The sequence below is a fragment of the Mesorhizobium sp. W050 genome, assembly GCF_054719535.1.
In genome coordinates this window covers 2,699,485-2,723,408 of the sequence record NZ_JBTTIH010000001.1, presented here as the reverse complement: position 1 = coordinate 2,723,408, position 23,924 = coordinate 2,699,485, and the positions used below count along the sequence as shown (strand labels likewise).

Annotated in this window: 20 protein-coding genes and 1 pseudogene; 7 read left to right on the top strand and 14 right to left on the bottom strand. The window is 62.4% G+C overall.

What is annotated here, in order from left to right:
- Positions 1 to 43: 43 nt before the first annotated feature.
- The 4 genes from ACYG9Y_RS13245 to ACYG9Y_RS13230 all read right to left on the bottom strand — a co-directional run bounded on the left by ACYG9Y_RS13245 (position 44) and on the right by ACYG9Y_RS13230 (position 4,851).
- Entirely contained in the window at positions 44 to 952 is a 909-nt protein-coding gene (locus ACYG9Y_RS13245) for a hypothetical protein (RefSeq protein WP_023739414.1), read from the bottom strand.
- Positions 953 to 1,206: 254 nt separating this feature from the next.
- Positions 1,207 to 2,451 carry a tyrosine-type recombinase/integrase gene (locus tag ACYG9Y_RS13240; protein WP_023739413.1) on the bottom strand — a complete coding sequence of 415 codons (1,245 nt, stop codon included), beginning with the start codon at positions 2,449 to 2,451 and terminating at the stop codon, positions 1,207 to 1,209.
- A 224-nt stretch (positions 2,452 to 2,675) separates the two neighbouring features.
- Positions 2,676 to 3,536 (bottom strand): toll/interleukin-1 receptor domain-containing protein, encoded by an 861-nt coding sequence (locus ACYG9Y_RS13235; RefSeq protein ID WP_023739412.1) that lies wholly within the window; start codon positions 3,534 to 3,536, stop codon positions 2,676 to 2,678.
- Positions 3,537 to 4,272: 736 nt separating this feature from the next.
- Positions 4,273 to 4,851: a hypothetical protein gene (locus ACYG9Y_RS13230; protein ID WP_460223127.1), complete on the bottom strand. Its 579-nt coding sequence runs from the start codon at positions 4,849 to 4,851 to the stop codon at positions 4,273 to 4,275.
- Between the two features lie 57 nt (positions 4,852 to 4,908).
- Here ACYG9Y_RS13230 and ACYG9Y_RS13225 point away from each other — a divergent pair, with 57 nt between their 5' ends.
- Entirely contained in the window at positions 4,909 to 5,730 is an 822-nt protein-coding gene (locus ACYG9Y_RS13225) for a M15 family metallopeptidase (RefSeq protein ID WP_156929815.1), read from the top strand.
- On the opposite strand, the gene ACYG9Y_RS13220 is transcribed toward ACYG9Y_RS13225, so the two are convergent.
- From ACYG9Y_RS13220 to ACYG9Y_RS13200, 5 genes are all read right to left on the bottom strand, one after another.
- Positions 5,731 to 6,501 carry an SDR family oxidoreductase gene (locus ACYG9Y_RS13220; RefSeq protein WP_023739410.1) on the bottom strand — a complete coding sequence of 257 codons (771 nt, stop codon included), beginning with the start codon at positions 6,499 to 6,501 and terminating at the stop codon, positions 5,731 to 5,733. It lies immediately after the preceding gene.
- A 12-nt stretch (positions 6,502 to 6,513) separates the two neighbouring features.
- A complete protein-coding gene (locus ACYG9Y_RS13215) occupies positions 6,514 to 7,509 on the bottom strand; it encodes an ABC transporter permease (RefSeq protein ID WP_023739409.1) in 996 nt (331 codons plus the stop codon).
- 160 nt (positions 7,510 to 7,669) lie between these two features.
- Positions 7,670 to 8,710 carry a sugar ABC transporter substrate-binding protein gene (locus ACYG9Y_RS13210; protein WP_023684845.1) on the bottom strand — a complete coding sequence of 347 codons (1,041 nt, stop codon included), beginning with the start codon at positions 8,708 to 8,710 and terminating at the stop codon, positions 7,670 to 7,672.
- A 41-nt stretch (positions 8,711 to 8,751) separates the two neighbouring features.
- Entirely contained in the window at positions 8,752 to 9,516 is a 765-nt protein-coding gene (locus ACYG9Y_RS13205) for an ATP-binding cassette domain-containing protein (protein ID WP_023669142.1), read from the bottom strand.
- Positions 9,513 to 10,679, bottom strand: a complete 1,167-nt coding sequence (locus ACYG9Y_RS13200; protein ID WP_023739408.1) for an ROK family transcriptional regulator — start codon at positions 10,677 to 10,679, stop codon at positions 9,513 to 9,515. Before ACYG9Y_RS13200 ends, ACYG9Y_RS13205 begins: the two co-directional genes overlap by 4 nt.
- 211 nt (positions 10,680 to 10,890) lie before the next feature.
- Here ACYG9Y_RS13200 and ACYG9Y_RS13195 point away from each other — a divergent pair, with 211 nt between their 5' ends.
- A complete protein-coding gene (locus tag ACYG9Y_RS13195) occupies positions 10,891 to 12,072 on the top strand; it encodes a M24 family metallopeptidase (RefSeq protein ID WP_023739407.1) in 1,182 nt (393 codons plus the stop codon).
- A gap of 47 nt (positions 12,073 to 12,119) precedes the next feature.
- Here the strand turns inward: ACYG9Y_RS13195 and ACYG9Y_RS13190 are convergent.
- The 3 genes and pseudogenes from ACYG9Y_RS13190 to ACYG9Y_RS13180 form a co-directional block, all read right to left on the bottom strand.
- Positions 12,120 to 12,377: pseudogene (locus ACYG9Y_RS13190) on the bottom strand (ABC transporter permease); the annotation flags it as partial.
- Between the two features lie 93 nt (positions 12,378 to 12,470).
- On the bottom strand, positions 12,471 to 13,748 hold the full coding sequence (locus ACYG9Y_RS13185) for a M23 family metallopeptidase (RefSeq protein ID WP_023739405.1): 1,278 nt from the start codon (positions 13,746 to 13,748) through the stop codon (positions 12,471 to 12,473).
- Between the two features lie 161 nt (positions 13,749 to 13,909).
- A complete protein-coding gene (locus tag ACYG9Y_RS13180; RefSeq protein ID WP_023697549.1) occupies positions 13,910 to 14,377 on the bottom strand; it encodes a peroxiredoxin in 468 nt (155 codons plus the stop codon).
- 184 nt (positions 14,378 to 14,561) lie between these two features.
- On the opposite strand from ACYG9Y_RS13180, the gene ACYG9Y_RS13175 reads away from it, so the two are divergent.
- Entirely contained in the window at positions 14,562 to 17,948 is a 3,387-nt protein-coding gene (locus ACYG9Y_RS13175; RefSeq protein WP_023739404.1) for a YhdP family protein, read from the top strand.
- A 17-nt stretch (positions 17,949 to 17,965) separates the two neighbouring features.
- Here the strand turns inward: ACYG9Y_RS13175 and tyrS are convergent, their stop codons facing one another.
- Entirely contained in the window at positions 17,966 to 19,219 is a 1,254-nt protein-coding gene (gene tyrS, locus ACYG9Y_RS13170; protein ID WP_023739403.1) for a tyrosine--tRNA ligase, read from the bottom strand.
- A 254-nt stretch (positions 19,220 to 19,473) separates the two neighbouring features.
- Here tyrS and ACYG9Y_RS13165 point away from each other — a divergent pair, with 254 nt between their 5' ends.
- From ACYG9Y_RS13165 to ACYG9Y_RS13150, 4 genes are read left to right on the top strand one after another with little or no spacing between them, the layout of a single operon-like run.
- Entirely contained in the window at positions 19,474 to 20,208 is a 735-nt protein-coding gene (locus tag ACYG9Y_RS13165) for a glycosyltransferase family 2 protein (RefSeq protein WP_023739402.1), read from the top strand.
- Positions 20,201 to 20,533 carry a lipid-A-disaccharide synthase N-terminal domain-containing protein gene (locus ACYG9Y_RS13160; RefSeq protein WP_023669132.1) on the top strand — a complete coding sequence of 111 codons (333 nt, stop codon included), beginning with the start codon at positions 20,201 to 20,203 and terminating at the stop codon, positions 20,531 to 20,533. Before ACYG9Y_RS13165 ends, ACYG9Y_RS13160 begins: the two co-directional genes overlap by 8 nt.
- Before the next feature lie 39 nt (positions 20,534 to 20,572).
- Positions 20,573 to 22,216 (top strand): ArnT family glycosyltransferase, encoded by a 1,644-nt coding sequence (locus tag ACYG9Y_RS13155; protein WP_023739401.1) that lies wholly within the window; start codon positions 20,573 to 20,575, stop codon positions 22,214 to 22,216.
- Positions 22,217 to 22,246: 30 nt separating this feature from the next.
- On the top strand, positions 22,247 to 23,143 hold the full coding sequence (locus ACYG9Y_RS13150) for a phosphatase PAP2 family protein (RefSeq protein ID WP_023700866.1): 897 nt from the start codon (positions 22,247 to 22,249) through the stop codon (positions 23,141 to 23,143).
- 38 nt (positions 23,144 to 23,181) lie between these two features.
- On the opposite strand, the gene ACYG9Y_RS13145 is transcribed toward ACYG9Y_RS13150, so the two are convergent.
- Positions 23,182 to 23,829 carry an FMN-binding negative transcriptional regulator gene (locus ACYG9Y_RS13145; RefSeq protein ID WP_023700865.1) on the bottom strand — a complete coding sequence of 216 codons (648 nt, stop codon included), beginning with the start codon at positions 23,827 to 23,829 and terminating at the stop codon, positions 23,182 to 23,184.
- Positions 23,830 to 23,924 lie beyond the last annotated feature (95 nt).

The following is a 23,924-nucleotide window of genomic DNA, read 5'->3' as shown; positions in this document are numbered from 1 at the left end:
TAATTACGCGCAAATCGGTAGCGCGGCTTGACAGCACGGTCGCTTAGAGCTGCTTCGACGCCTGCATTTTCTTGATGTTGTCGATGAGAAACGCTTTCAACCCAGCCCGGTCCTTTTGGAACGCTTGCCTGTCCGCCTTTGGTGGGGCCCCGGCCTTCGCTCTCTGTACGGGCGCAAGACTGTCGTCATTCCAGAGCGCCCTGAAGGCCGCGTCATTGAGTTCGAGATGAGGCTCGAACGCTGTTTTCACCTCGTCCAGCAAAATGCCGAAAGCTTGTTTTACAAGTGAGTATTTTTTCAGTGCTGCACGTTCAGCGATGGCAGGTAGCAAGGGCCTGAAGATAGCTGATCCTCGAGGTTGATGCCTCGGACCATCGCCGTTTTCCAACCAGTGGGTGAAGGATTTTTCATCGACAAGGATCCAACGCTTAAATCTCTTGTCATTCTCCTTTACCCTGATCGTTCCGGTGTAAAACGCGCGGACCACTTGGGCGGCGAACACGCCTAGGTGCCGGACGGGCGTGACCTCACCGTCTGGTGAGATCATCGAGACTTTAAAGGCTTCGGCCTGGATGTCATTAGAAAGCTTCTTGAGAAGTTTCTTGTACTCGCGTGAAGCCGAACGAAATTCCTTACGTTGAGTACGACCCCGAACAACAATTTGGCGGTCGATCCGTTTGTATGGACGTTCCCGGCTCACGCTATATCTGTAAAACTTCCGCCGTTTTGAGATGTATTGGAATGGAAAACAGCGCAACCCCACGATAACATCCCATCGAGCACCTAACCGCTTGGTGGCGAGCTGATCTAAGCACCCGTCCAGGTACATGAAGCCGTTCGGCGCCGTTATGCCCTTGGTGTCAAGAAACCGTAGGCGCTTCCGAGGCACTTTAGGCGACACGGGCTCGTGAGCCAGCGGAGCCTCGGGCAGGCTCGTGATCTCCTCCGGCATCTTGCACTCCCCCAAGAATGAAATCGCGAAAGGAACTTACTGCACACAGAGAGCCTCCGGCAACAATTCAGGTGGAAGGCCGCTTGAAGCTCGATCTGACCTAAACTTATCAGCTTCGGCGTTTAGACTGTCTATACTCCCTTCAGCAAAATTGAGAGGTGTCCGTGCCAATCGGGATAGGAGGGAAGGGCATCATCAGCTATTTACGGTTAGGCAACTCGCTATCGCCGCTGTTGGTGCAGTCTCAAATTCGCTTACATTTCCATTCTTCTCCAGACGTCGCGCGACACTGTTTCCGCGGCAGACGCCAAAGCGGCGTCCGGCCTGTGGATGTAGCGAGATGTGACCCCTCGACCCTTGTGACCGAGGAGGCCTGCAATGGTGCCATCTGAGTAGCCGAGCTCAGAAGCCACTGATGCAAACGTGTGTCGCAACACGTGGCAGGTTACGTCTGGGAGACCGGCTGATCGGAAAAGTCGCGGCGCGTCCTTGTTTAGGCCCTGGTAGTGGGTTGTTCCCTTAGCCCCCGGGAATACGAAGGATCGTTCCTCGATCCTGGAATGTGCAATTAGCAATTTGACTGCATTGTTGCCAATCGCTCGAAGGCTTCTGCCCGATTTGGTATCTTCAAGCCGAAGGCACTTCTGTTCCAGGTCTACCTCTGCCCATTCCAAGGCCGCAATCTCGCTTGATCGACACCCGGTCAGGCAAAGTAGTTGGATAACGGTGAGCGCATAGGGGTGAAAGGGTCTGTTCCCGGTATCCACTCCGGCGCGGATCCTAGCTCCTAATTTAGCCAGTTCACCGTCATTCAGAAACCTTTGTCGGGGCTCGCTCCGGTATCTGCGAACTTTGTGCACTGGGTTGGTCGCCACGAGCCCCTCATCGACAGCCCAAGTCATGATCCCTGATAATAGATCGGCGACACGTGCCGCGGTGGCGGCACCGCCAGTGACCAAAGCGCGACCCCTCGATTTTGTTTTAATGGTCGCGGCCGTCTTTCCCACGGTCACATCTTGAATCAATCGCTTCACAACGCGGACGTCGACATCCGTTACATGGGTGGACCCGATCAGCGGTTTGATGTGCCGTTCGATCCGGCCGACATCGATACCGAGGGTCGAGGCCTTTTTTGGCCTATTAAACCTCGTCAGAATGGCACCAGCTTTGGCTGCCAACATGTATTGGTCACAGAGCTCGGCCATGGTCGGGTTTGCGCTATTAGCTTTGGCATCTTCGCGGCAAACGGATGGATCCTCGCCAGAGGCAATCCGTCCCAGAAGCTTCTTCGCCTCGAGTCGCGCCAGGTCAACGGTCCAGGGCGACCCGAACCGACCAATGGTGTACCATCTTTGGCGACCGTTCATCGAATACTTAAGTACGAAAACGGGGTCGCGCCGCTGCTTGCGAACTCCAAATCCGAGGATGCTGCCCTTTCCCGCATCCCAGAGGAGCGTTCCGGGAGCAAGCTTGTCCACGTCGGTCTTCGTGATAGGCATACATTCCCCTAGCAACAGACTAGCAACAGGTATGAAGGGAAATCGGGAGGCCTACAAGGTAGCTGCTGGGAAAAAAATATAGTAAAAACAATAAATGCGGGTAGGCGCGGGACCTGCTAGGAGATGGGCTCTCTTCGTTTACACCGAAGATGTCGGCGGTTCGAGCCCGTCATCGCCCACCACTCAAGCTCTTGATAAATCGGTGCTTGCCCGGAGTTACGGTCTCATATCCGGTTGTACGCGTTGTCGGCATTCTGCTTCCTGGCCTTGTCGCGTTCGAAAGGGGTGACGCAGACCAAGTCGCTCTCGAACGCTTCACGCCAGACGTAGCCGTCGCGGCAGGTGCTGTCGCCGTAAGGTCCGCCTGTCGGCGAACGGTTGTTGCGGGCATTTGCATTCTGGGCCTGCACCTCACCGTAGTCGGCAGGACTCACGCACACGCTGTCGCCGAAGATCGCCGATCGCCAGACGAATCCTTCCTTGCATCCTTTGGCCTCGATCGCTGCGGGCTCGATAGGCGACGGCAAAGGGGAGGGCCTCGGCCACAACGCCACCGTTGTCCCGCCGATGCCGAGCGCGATCATCGCGGCCAGCCCGTACAGCAGCCAGAGCCTCGGCCGCCGCGCCGCTGGCTTCGCAATCGCCGACGCAATCGCCGCCATATCGTCGTTGAAGCGCTCGTGGCGGACCTCCATGGCTTGACGCTTGGCCAGGTCCTGCAGATCGGGTGGCAAGGCGCTTTTCTTTGGCATGCTGGCGCCGTTGACGAGCACGGGGATGACGCGCACCCCAGCCTGGAGTGCCGTACGGATCTCCTTGCGCACGAAGTCGTCGGGGGACTCCAGCCGAACCTGGCCCTGCTCATCGGTAAGCGCGGCCCACTGCGGCCCCACGATCGCCAGCATGATTTTGCAACTGGCCAAACTGCGGGCAAGCGCCACCTCAAAGTCATCGCCGGGGTTGAGCTTGTCGACGTCCATGAAGATGGACGCATCAGGAAGCGCGCGGTTCAGATTATCGTAGACGCGGCCCGCCACGCCGGAATCGGTCTGCCGCCGGTAGTTGATGAATACGTCGCCAAGCAAGGCCTGCCTCTTCCCACATGAACGAGAAGGCCTCAAAGTAGCATGAGCGGTGACCTCGCAGCTAGTCTGGCGACAGACTGGCCATTACTGCGGATGCAGTCCGTTTCACGTCTCGCCAGAGGACACATGCACCGGCCCTTCGCGTCGCACGGTGGACTAAGTACAAGAGGCCATTACGGCGCGTCGCCAAAGCGGAATATACACAAATGTCTTCCGTCTGGATGGCAGCTGCAGAGCAAGTTCGGCCCACGCCCGCAACGCCAGGCGAACAATGCCTTTACCGGATTAACTTGGCGTATCCGGAAAAGCAGGTTCATCCGGAAGGGCAGGGTGTTCTGGAAGGGTGGGTTCACCTGCACGGGTAGGTTCATCAGGAAGCTTAATATCTTGAGCGTCTATGCAATGTCGCTCTCTCAAAACCGGGGAACCGCTTTTGAGCGACACGCATTGGGTGAGCACAGAAAGGCGATCGGCTCCGCCACTTCTTCCTGTTTCGGCTCGCCGATGCGGGCAAGCGTGTACTTGTCGACGTTGTTCGCATACGGCTTCGATATCGGCGTAGGTGCCGTGTCACCGTGCCGCGATAAGGGTTCACAGCGGTCGAGTTGACGATAGCGTTCTCAGCGAAGATGTCGGCGGTTCGAGCCCGTCATCGCCCACCATATCTGGCCGACCATATCTCGAATGCCGGGCGCGGCCGCAACGAGCCGCACCCGCACTTCTTTCCCAGTGCAACCTATCGCTTGACGTAGCAGTTCTTCTTCACGCGGCGGATGGGATCCTCGCCAAAGGCGTCGACGCTGCATGTGACGCCGTTCCTGAATACGCCCTGGACGTACTGGCCACGCGCCCCGTATCTCACCAGTTTGCGGCCACGGAACTCGCAGAACCGCCCCTCCGAGGCGCAGGCCACCCATCTGCCGCCGCCCTGGCCGTAGTCGTCATCACCGTAATTGTCATCGTCGTTGTTGTCGCCATAGTCGTCACCGCCGCCGCGCCTCACGATATAGCAAGCCTTGTCGCGGCCGGGCGCCGGGTCGCCAAAGACGCGATTCGTACACGGCACGGCACGACGATCGATGAAGCGCGAAGTGGTCTGCCCGCGCGCGCCGTAGACCACTTCCGAGGGGTAGGGCAGGCGGCAGATTTCGCCTTCGTCGGCGCATCGCTGCATCCGCTGGGCGGATGCGGTGGCTGGAAAAAGAATAGAGACGGACGAGGCCAGGCCGACCAGGCAGATGAATGTAAACGTCATCCGGATCAAAGCATTGAAGGTTTTTGACACGATTTGTCTCCCGTTCAATTCGACCAGCATGGTACAGCAGCCTTGTTAAATACACGATGAACGAAAGCCCTCCGGGAAGGCAGGACAATGATGGATCATCCAGGGCGCCTGATGCTGCGGTTGCTGTTCGCATTGGCAATCGTCGGCACTGGACGCTTCGCCTATGCAGGGAATGCGGGCGACGGCGTCGACCAGCCGGCGGCCAAGGCCGCCTTGCTCAAGGCCTATCCCGGACTTTTCACCATTTCGGGCAATGTACTGACCTGGACCGACGGCACCACGATGGTGTGGGACGACGGCAAGGCGCGCGACGCCGACGCGCTGCTGGAGAGCCCTGACATCGAAGACATGTTTCGCTACGTCTATCCCGGAGCAGCGGAGGGCGCGCTGGTCCCGGCCGAGGATTTCGATCCCGGCCGCATCCGCAACGAACCTTTCTTCGAGAAGCTCTACGGGGCAAGTGCCGCCGAGGTGGGCAAGCACATCGCCAACGTCAAATGGTTGCCGAAGCTCGGCAAGAAGACCGTGCAGGTCACCAGGATTTTCGGCATCAACGACCGGCTGGGCAAGGTCTCCGCTGCGCTTGAGGCGATGCCCGCGGAGCTGAGCCGTTACGGGCTCAAGCCCGGCGGCGGCTTTGTCTGGCGGCCGATCGCCGGCACCGACCGGTTGAGCGTTCACTCGTTCGGAGCGGCCTTCGATATCAATGTCGGCTTCTCCGACTATTGGTACAACAACAGGAACAAAACCAACCCGAAGGCCCACATTCCCTTCAAGAACCGGATTCCGCTGGAAATCGTGGAATTTTTCGAGAAAAACGGCTTCATCTGGGGCGGGCGCTGGTATCACTACGACACCATGCACTTCGAGTACCGGCCTGAGTTGCTGCTGTACAAGAAATCCGGCTGATCACGGCGGCAGCAGCCGGAAATCCTTGCCTTCGGGCAGCAACTGGCCGCCGTCGACGACGATGGTGGTGCCGGTGATGTAGCTGGCATCGTCGGAGGCGAGGAACAGGAAGGCGTTGGCGACGTCGCGCGGACTGCCGAGGCGTCCGAGCGGGATCGAATCCTCCATGTTCTTGATGTAGGCGGCGCCGCGATGCAGCTCGATCGCTTCGGTCAGGATGTTGCCGGGCTCGACGCCGTTGACGGTGATGCCGTAGCCCGAAAATTCCAGCGCCGCCGAGCGGATGAAGCCGTTGATGCCGGCCTTGCTGGCGGCATAGTGGCCGTGGCCGGGGCTGGTGACGTGCGGACCGGTGATCGACGAGGTGTAGAGCATGCGCCCGTAACCTTGCGCCTTCATCGGCGCCAGCGCCGCCAGCGTGGCGTTGAACGTGCCGCGCAGATTGACCGCCATCACCCGGTCCCAGTCGTCCGGGCTGGTGTTTTCGATCAGCTGCCAGGGATAGATGCCGGCATTCTGCACGATGATGTCGAGGCGGCCATGGCGGCTCAGCGCCAGCGCCACCGCAGCTTCTGCATCGGCCATTTGCGAGATGTCGGTGCGAATGAAATCCGCGCCGAGCTCGTCCGCGGTCGCCTGGCCGGCTTCGGCCTCGCTGTCGGCCAGGACCAGCCTTGCGCCTTCTTCGGCAAAGCGCTGGGCGATGCCCTTGCCGATGCCGCGCGCGCTGCCGACGATCAGCGCGACCTTGCTTTCGAGCCGTCCTGTCATGCCAGCCGTCTCCTATGCCAGTCTTTGGCGAATGGTTTGCTTGAAGGCGTCGAGCAGCACGGCGGCGAGCACCAAAAGGCCGTGGATCACCTGGGTGAAATTCGCCGGCAGGCCCATCAGATTGATCGCCGTGTTGATGGAGGAGAGCAGCAGCACGCCGGCATAGACGCCGGGCAAGGTGCCGACACCGCCTTTCAGGCTGACGCCGCCGATGACGACCGCGGCAAAGGCGTTGAACAACAGCCCGGTGCCGAGATTGGCGGTGGCGCCCGAGGTGCGGATGGCGAGCAGCCAGCCGGCGAGGCCGGCAATGGCGCCGGCAAGTACGAAGGCGATGATCAGATTGCGGTTGACGCGGATGCCGGCGCGGAAGGTCGCGGTCTCGTTGCCGCCGATCATCACGAGGTGGCGGCCGAACGGCGTCTTGGCCATGATCAGCGAGAACAGGACGAAAAAGGCGACGGCGATCCAGGCGGTCAGCGGCAGGCCGGCCATTCGCTGGATGCCGAACCAGCGGATGGCCGGCGCCAGATCCTGTGCCGAGCGGCCGCCGGAAATCACCAGCACCAGGCCGCGCACCCAGATGTAGGACGCCAGCGTAATGATAAAGGCGCTCATCTTCACCTTGACCACGAGATAGCCGTTGAAGGCGCCGATGAGGCCGCCGACGGCCAGCGCAACCAGCAGCGAAACCGGAACCATCAGCCATTGCGGATTGAGCTGTATGCCCATGCCGATGCCCGATGAGCAGAACAGGATGCCGACCGCCATGGCGCTGAGTGCGGCCACCGATTCCACCGACAGGTCCATATGGCCGGCAATGATGACCAGCGACAGGCCGATCGACATCACGCCGAGAACGCTCGAGGCCTCGATGATGTTGGCGAAGATGCCGAGCTGGAAGTAGTTGGGGACGAAGACGGAAAAGACAACCAGCACAAAGATCAGCATGAACCAGACGAGGTTGTCGAGGACGAACTCCAGGGCTTTGCGGCTGCGCGGGTTCATGGGCTGATCCGGTTGGCGCCCCCGAGAAAATCAGGCTGAGAAATCAACTCGATTTCGTCGGGTTCAGGCGCGGGTTTAGGTTCGCCACGGTGTCCTGGGACGCGGCGTCGTGAATGGGCAGGCTCCGGGCCGCAATGGCCCGGAGCGCTTCGCTAGGCGACTATTCGACAGACTTGATCGTGTCCGTCGGCGGCTTCTGGTTGCCCCAGAAGGCCGGATTGTCGACGTTTTCCTTGGTGATGGCGGCGCCCGGGATCTTGATGTTGGGGCCCCAGCTCTCCTTGGTCACGGTCGACTTCAAGCCGAGCACGTCATACTCGCCAGGCTTGATTTCCTGCTTGCCGGCGATCTTGTCCATGAACATCGCCACGGCCGCGGCCTGCGCGTAGAGCGGCTGCTCGACTTCGACATTGAGCCAGCCCTTGCGGATCAGGTCGAGACCGACCGGAGCGCCGTTCGAGCTCATCAGCATGACGTCGCCCGGCTTCTTGCCGGCGGCCTCGAGCGAGGCGACGGCTGCGACCGACAGGTGCGCGGCATGGCTGAAGATCAGGTCGATGTCGGGGTTGGCGAGCATCTGGTCGGCAACGATCGTGCCGGCGTTGCTGGCTTCCCATTGCATGGCCGGCAGCGAGATGATCTTGACGTCAGGAAACGCCTTCAACTTCTCCTCGAAACCCTTCTGGATGTCGAGCGTGTAGGGATCGCCGGGATCGCCGAGCACCTGCAGGATCTTGCCCTTCACAGAACCGTTCTTGGCGGTCAGAAGCTTTTGCGCCTGCTCGGCGGCGACGTAGCCGATCTCGACCGTGCCCGCCACCGAGGTGAAATCGGACGGGGTCGAGGTGATCTGGCGGTCGAACTCGACCACCGGGATGCCGGCTGCACGCGCCGCTTCGATGGACGGCTTCAGCGCGTTGAAATCGACGGCGGCCAGGATGATCGCCGCCGGCTTCAGCGCAATGACGTCGTTCATCTGCGATTGCTGCGCGTCAGTCTTGTTATCGGCGTTGAGTGTTTTCACCTCATAGCCGACCTGCTTGAGGAACAGCTCCAGCGCGCTCACCGAGCCGGTCTGGAATTCATCGAGCAGGGTCGGGACCATATAATAGACGGTGCCCTTGGTCTGGGACATTGCCGGCGTGAGCGAGGCAAGAGCCAGTGCCAGGATACCGAAGACAAGAACCAGTATTCGCTTCATGTCGTTCGCTCCTCTTTTATACCGGACCCCTCTTTTGTCCCTCAACCTGCCGGTCCGGCACCGGCAAGCGTCTCACCGGTGATCATGTTGATCACCGCATCGGGACTTGTTTTGTTGCGTGCGACATCGCCGGCCACGACGCCTTGCCGGATCACCACGATCCGGTCGGCGACCTGGAAGGCCTGTTGCATGATGTGGGTGATGATGACGACGCCGATGCCCTGGTTGGCCACCTGGCGGATCATCTCGAGGCCGCGCCTGGTCTGCTCGACGCCGAGTGCCGCGAACGGCTCGTCCAGCAGCACCAGCTTGCCGCCCCAATGGACGAAGCGGTTGAGCTCGATGGCCTGGCGCTGGCCGCCCGAGAGATGCTCGACATTGGTGCGCAGCGACGGGATGCGGGTGCCGGCACTTGCCAGCGCCTTGCCGACCACGGCCTCCATGGCGCGCTCGTCGAGGATGGGGACACCGAGAACCTTGCGGGTGATTTCGCGGCCCATGAAGAAATTGGCGACGACGTCGACATTGGTGCAGAGCGACAGGTCCTGGTAGACGGTCTCGATGCCGGCAGCCTTGGCCTCGGCCGGCGTTTTCGCCAGGAATTCCTTGCCCTCGAACAGCATGCGGCCGGAGCTCGGCTCGAGGCCGCCGGCGATGATCTTGACCAGTGTCGACTTGCCGGCGCCGTTGTCGCCGAGCAGCGCCACGACTTCGCCCTTGCCGATCGAGAAGCTGATGCCCCTCAGCGCATGAATGGCGCCGTAATTCTTGGTGACGTTTTCGAGTACCAGCAGCGGTTCGGTCATGCCGCCACTCCCTTGCTGTGCATGAGGTCGGACCGGCGCTCGCGCTCGGCAATGAACATCTGGCCGAAGCGCGGCGACAGCACGCCCGAAACGGCTAATGCGGCAGCGCCCCGCAGCACCGAATGCTTGCCGCCGGTCGCCACCGTCACGCGCGGTGTCTTGCGGTCGCGCCGCGCCGAGACCGAATTGGGGAACTGTCCGGCCGCGCTGACCAGCTTTTCCAGCAGGTCTGTGGGCGCAAGCCCGCCGAGGATCACGGTTTCGGGGTCGAATATATTCTCGATTGTGACGATGGCGTTGCGGAAGATCGGCGCGATCTCGGCCACCCAGGCGGCGTCGCTGATGTTGCGGCGGCGACGTGCTTCCAGCGAGAGATACCGTTCGAGGCAGCCGCTGTTGCCGCATGGGCAAGGCTCGCCGCCGGGAACGGCAGGGATGTGTCCGATTTCGCCGGCATTGCCCCAGGCGCCGCGCATCACCGCGCCGTCATGCACGATGACGCCGCCGAGGCCGACGCCGAAATAGAGGTAGTAGTATTCGGAATAACCGGAGCCGAGACCGTAAAGCCGTTCCCCCATGGCGGCCGCCGCCATGTCGGTTTCGAAGAAGGCCGGCAGCCCGGTCGACGCCGCCAGCCGTTCCGGCAGCGCGACATCCTTCCAGCCGGCCATGGTCGTCGGGCCGACGAAGCTCATCGACTCCACGCCGAACGGTCCAGGCAGCGCCATGCCGATGCCGAGCACGCGCCCGCCGGGCCGCAGCGCCGTCAACTCCGGCACCATCGCGCCGATCAGCTCGAAGGCATGGTTGGGCGTCGCATGCGGCGCCTCGCGATGCATGCTCTCGATGACATCGCCGCTGAGATTGATGAGCGCCGCGTCGATCCCTAGCGGGGTGAGGTGGACGCCGACGGCATAGCCGCCCTCGGGGTTGATCCTGAGCGTCGCCGGCGGCAGCCCGCGTCCGCGCGGCTCTTCGCGCAGCGACAGCACATAGCCGTGCTCTTCGAGTTCGCGAACGATGGTCGATACGGTCTGGACGGTGAGGCCAACGCGGCCGGCAATGTCGCCGCGGGCGATGGGACCGTGAAGACGGATGGACTCCAGCACGATGCGCCGGTTGTAGGGCCGTCCGAACTCCTGATTGGTTCCCCGCAGTGCCATGTCCCGCGCCCCTTAGGAAGACCAAGACTTGCACAGGCAATTTATTCAGTCAAATGGAATTCAAAAATAATTCGGAATGGTTCCCGGACGCGGTGCAGGACCTGTCCCATGCGCCGCGCTGGCCGATTGCAGCCGGGCTGAAACCACCGCAATGGTGAATGACGTCAGGCGGGCGCGGGGCTCGCCGGCCAACAATCCAGCAGGAAAACCGATGATCGAATTGCCTTTTGCGCGCGATGAGTACCAGCGGCGGCTCAAGAAGATCCGCGCCGAGATGGCGGCGCGTGGGCTGGAACTGCTGGTCGTCAACGATGTCGCCAACCAGCATTACATCACCGGCTATGACGGCTGGTCGTTCTACACGCCGCAGGTCGTGCTGGTCCCGATCGAATACGAGGCCGAGCCGGTCTGGATCGGCCGCGCCATGGATGCGGCAGGCGGCTTGCTGACGGCCTGGATGAAGCCGGAGAATGTGGTCGGCTTCCCCGAAGACCACGTGCAGCGAGCCGATCGCCATCCGATGGACTGGATGGCGGCCTGGATCGTCGCCAAGGGCTGGGGCGCGAGACATATCGGCATCGAGCTCGAAGCCTATTATTTCTCACCGAAGGCGCATGCCCGGCTCGTCGCCGGCCTGCCCAATGCGAAATGGCACGACGCCGATCTGCTGGTGAACTGGATCCGCGCCGTCAAATCCGCGCCCGAAATTGCTTATCTGCGCAAGGCGTCGACACTTGCCGAATCGGCGGTTTCGCGGGCCTTCGAAGTCATCGCGCCAGGCGTGCGCGAATGCGATGCGATTGCCGCGATCCAGGCGGCGCAGATTGCCGGCAGTCCAGACTTCGCCGGCGACATCACGGCACTGCCGCCGACCATCCTCGGCGGCGAGAATGCATCGGCTCCGCACATCATGTGGAGCGATCGGCGCTTCGGCAAGGACGAAACGATTGCGCTCGAACTTGCCGGTGTCTGCCGCCGCTATGCCGCAGGCCTCGCCCGAACGATGCAGCTCGGCAAGACGCCGGCCCGTGTCGCCGACACCGCAAAGGCGGTGATCGAAGGCATGGATGCGGTGCTCGACGCGGTCAGGCCGGGGACCACAGCCGAAGCGGTCGAGGCCGCATGGCGCAAGGTTATCCAGCGCTACGGGCTGAAGAAGGAATCGCGCATCGGCTACTCCATCGGCGTCGCTTATCCCCCGGATTGGGGCGAGCACACGATCAGCCTGCGGCCCGGCGACAAGACCGCGCTGCAACCCGGCAACGTCCTGCACTCCATTCTTGGCATGTGGATGGATGGCTGGGGCATCGAGATCAGCGAGACCATTCTGGTGACCGAGACCGGCCATGAGACGCTGACCAAATTCCCGCGAGACATCCATGTCAAATCCTGACCGGTCAGCCACGACGGACGCCACCGCGACCCGCCTGACGCATCTGCTCAATATTGGATCGTCCGGCGCTCGATCAGCACCACAAGACAAAACAGGACGATCGACAGGCCCGATGACAGCACGATCGCCGCGTAGAGGCGGTCCGACTGGTAGTTGAAGGACGCCTGGATGATCAGCGCGCCAAGTCCTTGGTCGGAGCCGATCCATTCGCCGACAATGGCGCCGATCACGGCAGTGGCCGAGGCAATCCTCAGCGATGAGAACGGCATCGGCAAAGCGCGCGGCAGCCGCAGGCTCCAGAACGTGACGCCGGAGCACGCGATGTCGGATTGCCAAACAACAGGATGGTACAACGGGTGAAGGAGGCGGGGGCGTGCAACCAGCCGCCTGGCTTGACCCTACAGATACTGCTCGACCTTCTTGCCGACGGTCAGGAAGCGCAGCGGGTCGATGGCCTCGCCATTGTGGCGGACTTCGTAGTGCAGGTGCGGGCCGGTCGAACGGCCGCTGCTGCCGGTTTTGCCAATGATGTCGCCGGCCGCGAGTTTTTGGCCGACGGCAACGTCGATCTCGCTCAGATGGCCGTAGCGCGTGGCAAAGCCGTTGCCGTGATCGACCTCGACCATGCGGCCATAGCCGCCGTTCCAGCCGGCCTTGGTAACGATTCCGGCCGCCGTGACCTTGGCTGCCATGCCGACCGGCGCGCGGAAATCCATGCCCGAGTGCAGGGCAGCGGTGCCGAGGATGGGGTCAGTGCGCACGCCGAACGGGCTGGTGACGGAGTGGCCCGGCGCCGGGTTGGCGAGCGGCAGCCGCCGCGCCTCTTTCTTCAACTGGTCGAGCGTATCCAGCGCCTCGTCCAGTTCCTTGACCTTGCTGTCGAACATCATCGAGCTGTCAAGCGGGATCAGCGGTCCGCCGACATCGCTTTCGTTTTTGCCGAAATCACTGTCGACCGGCAGACCGGCCGCTTCCAGCGCCTGGGTGATGGCATCGGCGTTCTTGTAGGCGTTGTCGGCCAGGGTTTCGATGCGGGTGAGTTGCTGGCTCTCGATAGCCTTCAGTGAATCATTGATCGAGACGAACAATTTGTCGGCGCGGTCCGCAGCCGTTTCGCTGGGCAGCGGATCGGAACGTGTCGACCACAGCGAGAATGGCCTGGTGTCGCCCGAACCAAGGCTGGCGACCGAATAGGCGAGTGGCTCGCCGCCAGTCAGTTCGGCATGTTCGTCGGGTTTTGCCGCCACATCCGCGGCGGCCGGCGTGCCGACCTCGTTTTCCGCCCGTTCGAGGATCGGGCCGAGGCGGCCATGGCGCTGGCTGAGCTGGCTCTGCCGCTCGATCAATTCGCTGACCTTGGTCTCCATCAGTTTCTGGTCGAGAAGCTGGCGGCTGGTGATGCGGTCGACCTGCGCGCGAAGCGCCGAGATGCGATCCTCATAGGCCTGCTGCATGCGCGCCTGCCGGGCCGCGGTGGCGCCGATCAGATCGTCGCGCAGCACGAGATAGGAGGTCGCCAAGAGATAGCCGATGGCGATCGCCGCCAGTGCCGAGCCGAGAAAGGCGACGAGCCACGGCCGGATGGTGAAATGTCGTATTTCATTGCCCCGCGCAATGATGACCGTATGCGGCTCCTTGCGCCTGCCGAAGACCGCTGACTGACCGGTTAGGTTCACGGGACCAAGCTTTCGTTACGACACCAACGAAGCCCGATTACACATTATTAGGGTTAACAAAGTTTTGCCGTCGCGGGCGCGCTAGTGACCAACGGTGTCAGCCACCCGCATATGTCTTATGCCCCAATGCACTGCGCGGCGTTGGCCAGATCGGTGGCGCCTCAAAGCGCGCGCACCGCCTCCAGCACTGCTTCGGCATGGCCTTTCACCCGGACCTTGCGCCAGATCCCGGCGATCCGCCCGTCCTTGCCGATCAGGAACGTCGCCCGCTCGACGCCCATATAGTTGCGGCCATACATCGTCTTCTCGACCCACAGATTGTAGGCCTCGATCACCTTGCGCTCCTCGTCGGCAACCAGGTCGACGGTGAGATCGTATTTGGTTTTGAACTTGTCGTGCTTCTTCACGCTGTCCGGCGACAGGCCGATCACCACGGCGCCGGCCTTTTCGAACTCCGGCTTCAGCTGCGAAAAGCTGATCGCCTCATTGGTACAACTTGTGGTGTCGTCCTGCGGATAGAAATAAAGTACAACAGGCTTCCCCCGCATCGAGGCAAGGCTGAGTGAGCCGCCGCCGTCGCGCGGAAGATCGAATTGCGGCGCAACGTCGCCAACGTCGAGATCAGCCATATCGATGCCCTTGTTTGAGGTTACGCGGCCCTAAGTCAAAGAGATAGAGCATGATGCCTGGACAAACGGAAACCGTTTGTCCCAGAAAACCGCCTCACACTTTTCGGCATCATGCTCTAGCCTGCGTCGTTATAGTGTCGGGCGGGGATTCGTCCACGATCGAATTCGCACAACGGAAAATTGCGTGGATCAGGAAGAACCGCAGCACGAGAAAATCCGGTTCAGGCGTGACGAGATCACCGACCTGGGGGCTTTCCCGTCTGCTTGCCGCGTGCCGCCGCTCGGCAAGGCACGGATCGGCCGCGGCTTTCGCATCCTTGCGCGGCTGTTTGCCGGCGTTGCGGCCCTGGTGCTGCTGGCCGCCGCCGCCGTCTACGTCATCGGCGCCACCGGCATCGGCAGTGAACGGCTGCGGTTGGAAGCCGAAACGGCGATCGAGAAACTGGCCGGTTTCGACGTCAAAGTCGCCGTCGGTCCTGCCAGCCTGACACTTGACGGATCGAGCTTCATTGCGCTGCAGGTCAAGGATGTCAGCGTGGAGACCGCCGACGGAAAGCCGATGGCCGATGCCGGGCGCGTCCGCTTCGGCATCCGGCTGGTCCCGCTGCTTTCGGGCGAGGTTCGGCTGACCAGCGCCAGGATTTCCGACGCTCATATCGTCACCGCGGCGATGCCGTCGGGTGGTGACTGGACAGCGCGCCTGCGCAATCAAGACGGTCTCATCGATCCGGAAAAACTGGCCGCCGCCGTCTTCAGTGACGTCAATCGTGCACTCGATGCCGTGCGCGAGGATTCGATGCGCCGCATCGATCTTAGAAATGTCGCGTTCGAGCTGCCCGAGGCCGGATCGGTCAAGCTGGTCACGATCGCCAACGCCACGGTGCTGCAGTCGGGCCCCGGCAGCATGGAGTTCTCGTCCGAGGCGGATGTCGATGGCCGCGCGCTCACCGTCACCGCCACCGCCACCCGCGATACGAGCTCGATGCGCGTCACCGCCTTGAACGCCGTCATCGACATGGCGGATGTCGCGGAGACAACGCCGGGGGCCGGCGGGAAAACCGGCGCGATTGCTTTGAAGCTCACCGGATCCGAAGGCTCGGGCGAGACCGATTCGCGGCTGACGGGCTCGCTGTCGCTAACCGGCTCGGTGCTCGACCTCGGCACACGCGGGCTGTTGCCGGCCGATGTCGATGTCGACGCCGCCCTCGTCTCCGGCTCCAACAAGATCGATGTCGGCAGGCTGGTTCTAAAGACCGGGCGCTCGGCGTTCAATTTCGCCGGCTCGATCGGGCCAAAGCCGTCGACCGGCGCGGCCGGCGAGGAGCCTTCCTATCGTTACGACCTGACCAGCGACGGCTCGACGCTGGCGCCTTCGGAATCGCCCGAGCCGGCGCTGAATTTCTTCGCCCGCATCGCCGGCGTCTATCAGGTCAAGAGCCGCAAGCTTGTCGCCGACCAGATCGGCATCAGGTCGGGATCGGGGAGCGAAGTGCTGGGAACCGCTGCGGTTTCCTTCATCGACAACGGACCGCCGGGTATCTCGGTGTCGCTCAACGTCCACGACATGGCGGTCTCGCACGTCAAGCAATTGTGGCCCTGGTTCTCGGCCAAGAACGCGCGGCTGTGGGTGCTGCAGAACCTGTTTGGCGGCCGCGTCGTCGATGCCAGCCTGCAGTTCCAGGTCGTGCCGGGGCGTCTCGGCAACGGCGTGCCGCTTTCGGCCGACGAGGTGTTCGGCCGCTTCCAGGTCGAGGGCTCGCGTTTCGACACCGCCGGCCGCATCCCGCCGATACGCGATGCCGTCGGCGTCGTTTCCTTCCACGGCAACGATGTCGACGTCGCGCTGTCCTCGGGCAGCGTCTATATGCCGAGCGGCCGCACCGTGGCGGCAAGCAATGGCACACTGTCGGTAAAGGCGGCAAACCACCCGCCGGTGATCGGCGCGCTCGACATCGACGTCGCCGGTGAGGCGCCGGCCATCGCCGAACTTGCCTCCTACGAACCGATCAACGCCATGCGCCATGTCGGCATCTTGCCGGACGACCTGTCGGGCACGGTGACCGGCCACGTCAAGGCCGACATTCCGTTGCAATCCGGCGTCGACACGTCGAAGCTCGATTGGCTGGTATCGCTCGACTACAAGGACCTGTCGCTCGCCAAGCCGTTCGAAGGCCAGATGGTGACCGATGCCGACGGCTCGATCGAAGTCGGGCCCGACAAGGCGGTGATCTCTGCCAAGGCGCGGCTGAACGGCATTCCAGCCGAGCTCGATCTGGTCGAGCCGCTCAGGGATGACGGGCCGCCGCGCAGCCGCAAGGTGGCGCTTGTGCTCGACGAAAAGACGCGCGCCATGGCCATGCCTGGCCTGTCGCCGCTGATTTCCGGCACCATCAAGGTGGCAATCGACAAGAGCGGCGAAGGCGGCAGCCAGAACGTCGACGTCGACCTGACGAGCGCCAGGCTGGACATTCCCTGGGCAGGCTGGAGCAAGGGGCCGGGCATTGCCGCCAATGCCACTTTTACCATGACCAAGTCCGGCGATACCACGACGCTGTCCGACTTCGACCTCGACGGAAAGAGCTTTTCGGTCGAAGGCAATGTCGTCCTGGTCAAGGGCGCGCTGTCGTCGGCCCGCTTCAGCAAAGTCGCCTTGAACCGGGGCGACGATGTCGCCGTGACGGTGAAGCGGTCGGGCAAGGGCTTCGCAGTCGATGTCAGCGGCAACGCGCTCGATGCCCGCTCGCTGATCAAGCAGTTCACCTCCGATGTCGATACCGCCACCAAAACCACCGGCACGGACGCGGTTTCGGTCAGCGCCGACGTCAATTCGCTAACCGGGTTCCATGACGAGGTCCTGTCCAATTTGAAGCTCGACTACAGTGCCGCCGGCTCCAGGGTGAACAGGCTCAAGGTCAGCGCCGCGGCAAGTTCCGGCGCCGCCATCACCATCAGCAATACGGCAGGCAATGGTGCTCGCGCGCTCACCATGAAGTCGGCCGACGCAGGCGCCATATTGCGCTTCCTCAACATCTACGAGCATATGGAAGGCGGATCGATCACGCTGGCGCTCAGCGGCGCAGCCGACGGCCCGATGCGTGGACAGGTCGATTCGAGCAACTTCTTCATCGTCAATGAACCGAAGCTCGCCTCGATCGTCTCGACCACGCCAACCGGCGACAGCCGCAGCCTGAACGAAGCGGTCAAGGGCAAGATCGACACTTCGCGGGTAAAGTTCGAGCGCGGCTTTACCGAGATCGACAAGGGGTCGGGCTATTTGAAATTGGCGAATGGCGTGCTGCGCGGCCCGCGCATCGGCACCACCTTCCAAGGCACGCTCTACGACCAGAACAACAATATGGACATGACCGGAACCTTCATGCCGGCCTATGGCCTCAACCGCATCTTTGGCGAACTGCCGCTGGTCGGCGCGCTGCTCGGCAATGGCCGCGACCGCGGGCTGATCGGCGTCACCTACCGGCTTAAGGGCAACGCCAACAAGCCGGTGCTGGACATCAACCCGCTATCGGTAATCGCGCCGGGCATTTTCCGCTCGATCTTCGAATATCGCTGAGGATCCCAGAAGACGGGTCAGACCGGCCGCACCAGAACGTGTTTTTTCTTGCCCACTGAAAGCTTTGCGACGTTTTCCGGACTCAAATCAAGAGGCGTCACCATCCGCCGGTCGTCCGCCACCGGCTGGTCGTTGAGGCGCACGGCGCCACCCTGTATGTGACGCCTTGCCTCGCCGTTTGACCCGGCAAGGCCCGCGCTGACCAGCAGCGACAGGATGCCGATGCCGGCTTCCAGCGCGGCGTCGTCCACTTCCACGGTCGGCAGCGTTTCGGCCGTCACGCCTTCCTCGAATGTCTTGCGCGCAGTTTCCTCGGCCGCGAGCGCCGCCTCGGGGCCGTGCACGATGGCCGTGGTTTCGGTGGCCAGCACCTTCTTGGCCTCGTTGATCTCCGAGCCGCCAAGGGCGGCCAGCCGCGCGATCTCCGACAGCGGCAGCCGGGTGAAGATCTTCAGGAAGCGCTCGACGTCGGCATCCTCGGTGTTGCGCCAGTACTGCCAGAAATCATAGGGCGAGAAGAGGTCGCCGTTCAGCCACACCGCGCCCTTGGCCGATTTGCCCATCTTGGCGCCCGACGATGTCGTCAGCAGCGGCGTGGTCAGCGCATAAAGCTGCGGCGTGCCCATGCGGTGGCCGAGATCGACGCCGTTGATGATGTTGCCCCACTGGTCCGAACCGCCCATCTGCAGCCGGCAGTCGTGGCGGCGGCTGAGCTCGACGAAATCATAGCCTTGCAGGATCATGTAGTTGAATTCGAGGAAGGACAGCGACTGTTCGCGCTCGAGCCGCAGCCTGACGCTGTCGAAGGTCAGCATCCGGTTGACCGAAAAGTGGCGGCCGACATCGCGCAGGAACTCGACATAGTTGAGCTTCATCAGCCAGTCGGCATTGTTGACCATGATGGCGTCATTGCCAGTGTCGCCGAAGCGCAGGATGCGGCCAAAAATTCGCTTGATGCCTTCGATGTTGGTGGCGATCGCCTCGGGCGTCAAAAGGCTGCGCTGGTCGTCACGGAAGGACGGGTCGCCGATCATCGAGGTGCCGCCGCCCATCAGTGCGATCGGCCGGTGGCCGGTCTCCTGCATCCAGTAGAGCATGGTCGCCGATATCAGATTGCCGATGTGCAGGCTGGTCGCCGTGGCGTCGTAGCCGACATAGGCGGTCACGGTTTCCTTCGCGAAAAGTTGATCCAGCCCGGTCTCATCCGAAATCTGGTGGATGAAGCCGCGCTCGCTCATGACGCGCAGGAAATCGGACTTGAAGGCGGGCATTGTTTCTTCCTGAAAGCGCCGGGTCCGAACGGCCCGGCATGGCCTGAACGCGGGCGTTTAGCATCCAAGCGCGTCAAGCAAAAGTGGTTTCCGATTTTGCGCCGGCATGGACAGCCTATTCTGCACTGCCGCGCATGCTTGCTTCATCCTGTCGGCTGGCGTAATGAGGCGCCGCGCCAACGGGTTCGATCCGCTGGAACGGCACCGCACGGCATCCACCGAATGCCATATCTTGTGACAGAGCCCGACGCGATATGCCGGACGCATTGATATCCATCGTCATTCCCTGCCGCAACGAGGCGGCGAACCTGCCGCTGCTGATCGACGAGATCGAGGCGGCGATGACCGGGCGCGACTTCGAAATCATCGTCGTCAATGACGGTTCGACTGACGACACCGCTTCGGTGCTTGCCGCTGAAGCCGCCAAACGTCCGTTTCCGCTTCGGCAGCTTCGGCACGAAAAATCCGCCGGCCAGTCGCTTTCGGTGCGCTCGGGCGCTTGGGCGGCGCGCGGCTCGATCGTCGCCACCATCGACGGCGACGGCCAGAACGACCCGCAATATATCCCCGTGCTGGTCGATGCGCTGCGTCGGGCAGGGCCCGATTTCGGCGCCGCGCAGGGGCAGCGGTTGAAGCGCCGCGACAGCAAGATCAAGCAATTGGCATCGCGTTTCGCCAACTGGCTGCGCGGCGCGATCCTGCATGACGACACCCGCGACACCGGTTGCGGCCTGAAGGCCATCCACACCGATATTTTGCGCAAACTGCCGTTTTTCGACGGCACGCATCGTTTCGTTCCGGCGCTGGTCATCCAGGAAGGCTACCGCGTCGTCCATTGCGACGTCGTCGACCGCTCCCGCCGCCACGGCAAGTCGAATTACGGCATCTTCGATCGCGGCCTGCAGGGCGCGCTCGATCTCGCCGGCGTCTGGTGGCTTCGGCGCCGGCGCCGCAGAATGCCAAAGGTAGAGGAAATCACGCATGGCTAACGTGTTTCAGGAATTGGCGACCTGGCTGCACCAGGTTTTCGTCAAGCAGTTCGACGCCTGGGTTCTGCTCGGCTTCGTTGCCCAGTTCTTCTTCACCATGCGCTTCCTGGTGCAGTGGATCGCTTCGGAAAAGGCCAAGCGCAGCGTCGTGCCGATCGCTTTCTGGTTCTTCTCGCTGTTCGGCGGCGGGCTGCTGCTCGTCTACGCCATCCAGCGTGAGGATCCGGTGTTCATCGCCGGCCAGGCCATGGGCATGGTGATCTATGTCAGAAATTTATGGCTCATCGCCAATGAGCGCAAGGCGGCGATGACCAAGGTCGACTGAGCCACCAGTCCCGCCAAATTCAGTCTGTCCGGTGTCGAAATGAGCAGGAACTACATCTTTCTCTTCCTGTTCAGCCTGATGATGACGGCGTCGGGACTGGCCTCTTTGCCGCCGCTCGACCGCGACGAGCCGCGCTTCGTCCAGGCGACCAAGCAGATGACGGAGACCGGCGACTATGTCGACATCCGCTTCCAGGACGCGTCGCGCTACCAAAAGCCGATCGGCATCTACTGGCTGCAATCGGCGGCGGTGACGCTGAGCGGCCAGGGGGCACAGGCGCCGATCTGGATTTACCGGCTGGTCTCGGCGCTGGGCATCGCCATCGCCGTCGTCGCAATCGCCTGGACCGGGGCCAATCTGTTCGGCGCCAATGCCGGTCTTGCCGCCGGCCTGGTCATGGCGGCGATTTTCGCCACCGCCTTCGAAGGCCGCGACGCCAAGACCGACGCGATGCTGCTTGCCTGCTGCGTTCTGGCGCAAGGCGCGCTGGCGCAGATTTATCTGGCATCGCGCCGCGACGAGCCGGTCGCCGGCCATCTGCCGTGGATTTTCTGGGCGGCGCAGGGGGCGGCGATCCTCATCAAGGGGCCGATTGCACCGCTGCTGTCGGCGCTGACGGTGCTCACGCTGGTTGCCTTCGAGCGCGATTGGTGCTGGCTGGCAAAGCTGAAAGCGGCGCGAGGGCTGGCTCTGGTTCTGCTCATCGTGCTGCCCTGGCTCGCCCTTATCACCTGGAAGAGCAACGGCGCCTTCCTGCAGCAGGCCGTCGGCAAGGATATGCTCGGCAAGGTCGCGCAAGGCGAGGAGTCGCACGGCGTTCCGCCGGGCTTCTACGTGCTGACCTATTGCCTGTTCATGTGGCCGTTCGGCCTTGTGGCGCTCGGCGCCGGACTGCAGGCGCTCAACCGATTGCGCGACGATCCGCGCCTGCGTTTCTGCCTCGCCTGGTACATTCCGTTCTGGCTGGTCTTCGAATTGATCCCGACGAAACTGCCGCATTATGTGCTGCCGGCCTATCCCGGCATGGCCCTGCTCATCGGCTGGCTTGTGACGCTGACACCGCAAGAGGCAAATGCGCCGCTCAGGCGCTGGCAGACATGGCTGTGGTGGGCGACCGCATTCGGCACCGTCCTGGTGACAGTCGGTCTCGCCGTGCTTTGCGTCGGTGCGCCGATCTATCTCATGAAGACATTTTTATGGTGGAGCGTTCCGGCCGCCGCGGCAGCATTGGGCGCCGGCTACCTCGCTGTTTCGCGCCAGAAGCTGGTGCCGCTGGTCCGCATCGGCGGGGCTGCGGTTTGCGCCGGTATAACCTACGCCCTGCTGTTCGGTGTCATCGTGCCGTCACTGAAACCGATTTGGATGAGCCGGGAAATCGAGGCTGCGGTTCGCGCCGATCGTCCCTGTGAGATGAGCGTGCTCGCCTCCGCGCAATATCACGAACCGAGCCTGGTATTTCTGGTGGGCACAAAGACGGTACTGACCGATGTCGATGGGGTTGCGCAACATCTGCTTGGCGATCCGGCCTGCGCTTTGGGCCTGGCGCCGGTCGGCGATGAAAAACGGCTGGATGACCTGCTGGCAGGGCAAGGCAAGAAGGCCAGCCGCGTCGCTGAAATCGACGGCATCAACTATTCGTCAGGTGATAAATTGTCGCTCGGCCTGTACCGTGTGGCGAACTGATATCTCTTCGATGATCGCTTCGAGCTCCGCATGTTGACGAAGTCGCCATCACCGGCGCGTGCCGCTATGCCTGCCATGCTCCGGCAGTCTGTCGATAATTTCCGCGATACTTTCGGGATTGTACGGCATCGCCTGGCGACGCGCCCGGCGCGCTACCCGAAAATCCTGTGGTCGGTCTGGGTCGTGGCCTGGCTTTTGCTGACGATCGCGGTGTCGCTCCGGTTCGACCATCTTGCGGGCACCATGGCGAGGCAGTGGGCTTCAGGCTCGACCAATGTCTTCCGCATCGCCGAGTTTTTTACCTTCTTCGGCCTAGGCGGCTGGTATCTTGTCCCGTCGGTACTGGTGCTGATTGCTGCGAATCTGACGGATTGGCGCAGCCTTTCCCGGCGCGCGCGGATGACCTTCTACAACTGGACCTGCTTTGCTTTCATGGTGCTGGGTTCGATCGCACTCTCGGCCATGGTCGTCAACGTGCTGAAATATGGCGTGGGCAGAGCCAGGCCAATGAATTTCGACAAGCTCGGCGATCTGTCGCTGCATCCTTTTTCCATGGAGGCGCGCTTTGCCAGCTTCCCATCCGGCCATGCCACGACCATGGGTGTCATTTTCGGCATTGCGCTGCTGTTGTTGCCCCAGCGCAGATGGGTGCTGCTGGCTGCAACCTTGTCGGTCGCATCGACCCGAATCTTTATCGGCGCGCACTATCCGAGCGACACTGTCGCCGGATTCGGCCTTGGCTGTGCTGTTGCCATCGTCTGCGCGATGGTGCTTGGCCGGCTGGGATGTATCTTCCGCTACACGGCGTCGGGGTTGCCGGTGGCAAAAACTACGTTCCGCCTATTCCGTCGGGCTCGCAAACCAAACCAAAACGATGCGCCGAGACAGACGAATTTCCGCATTGGAGCAGCGCCGGCAGGCAACTGAATTGCTGACGCCTTTGGAACCATCTAAGACCACCCCAGCTAGCTGTCGATGCCACCCCAGCTCCGCACCAGCCGAGCCATGTCGGGCGCGCCGGCGGCGTCCTTCTCCAGCCCTTCGGCGACACCGACGCGGTCGGCGACAGGCCGGTTCTGGCTGACTTTCCACTTGCCGCTGATTTCGGCGATCTCGATCTCAAGCCCGACAATGCCCTTGATTTGCGACTGGATGAAGGTCGGCGGCGCATCGGTCACCGCCCAGGGTGCCTCGCGGGCGCCTTCCTGCGACAGCGTCAGCTCGGTGATCTGCTGTGCGATCCAGGCGGAATCCTCGATCACTCTGACGGTTCCTCGCACCTGGACAATGGCGTAGTTCCAGGTCGGCACGACCTTGCCGGTCTCGCGCTTGGTCTCGTACCAGGACGGCGTCACATAGGCGTCGGCGCCCTGGAAGACGACCAGCACCGGCGATGTCGGATTGTCGGCCAGCTGACGCCATTGCGGGTTGGCCCTGGCCAGATGGGCGCGCAGCCGGCCATTCGGCCCAACCTCTGCATCAAGCAGGAAGGGAATGGCATTGGCGACCGGGCCATCGGTGCCGTTGGAGATCAGCAACCCCAGCGGATGCGTCCGGATCAGCCCGTGCAGGACGTCCGGCCGCGTTTCCTGGAAATGGGGAGGCTGGTACATGATCGGTCATGCCTTCTTGCGCTGGCTGAACCGGCATTGTGCACCGTTCAGCCGAGCCGCGCCACATGTCAGGCTGGCTTCACCGTTTGGATCAC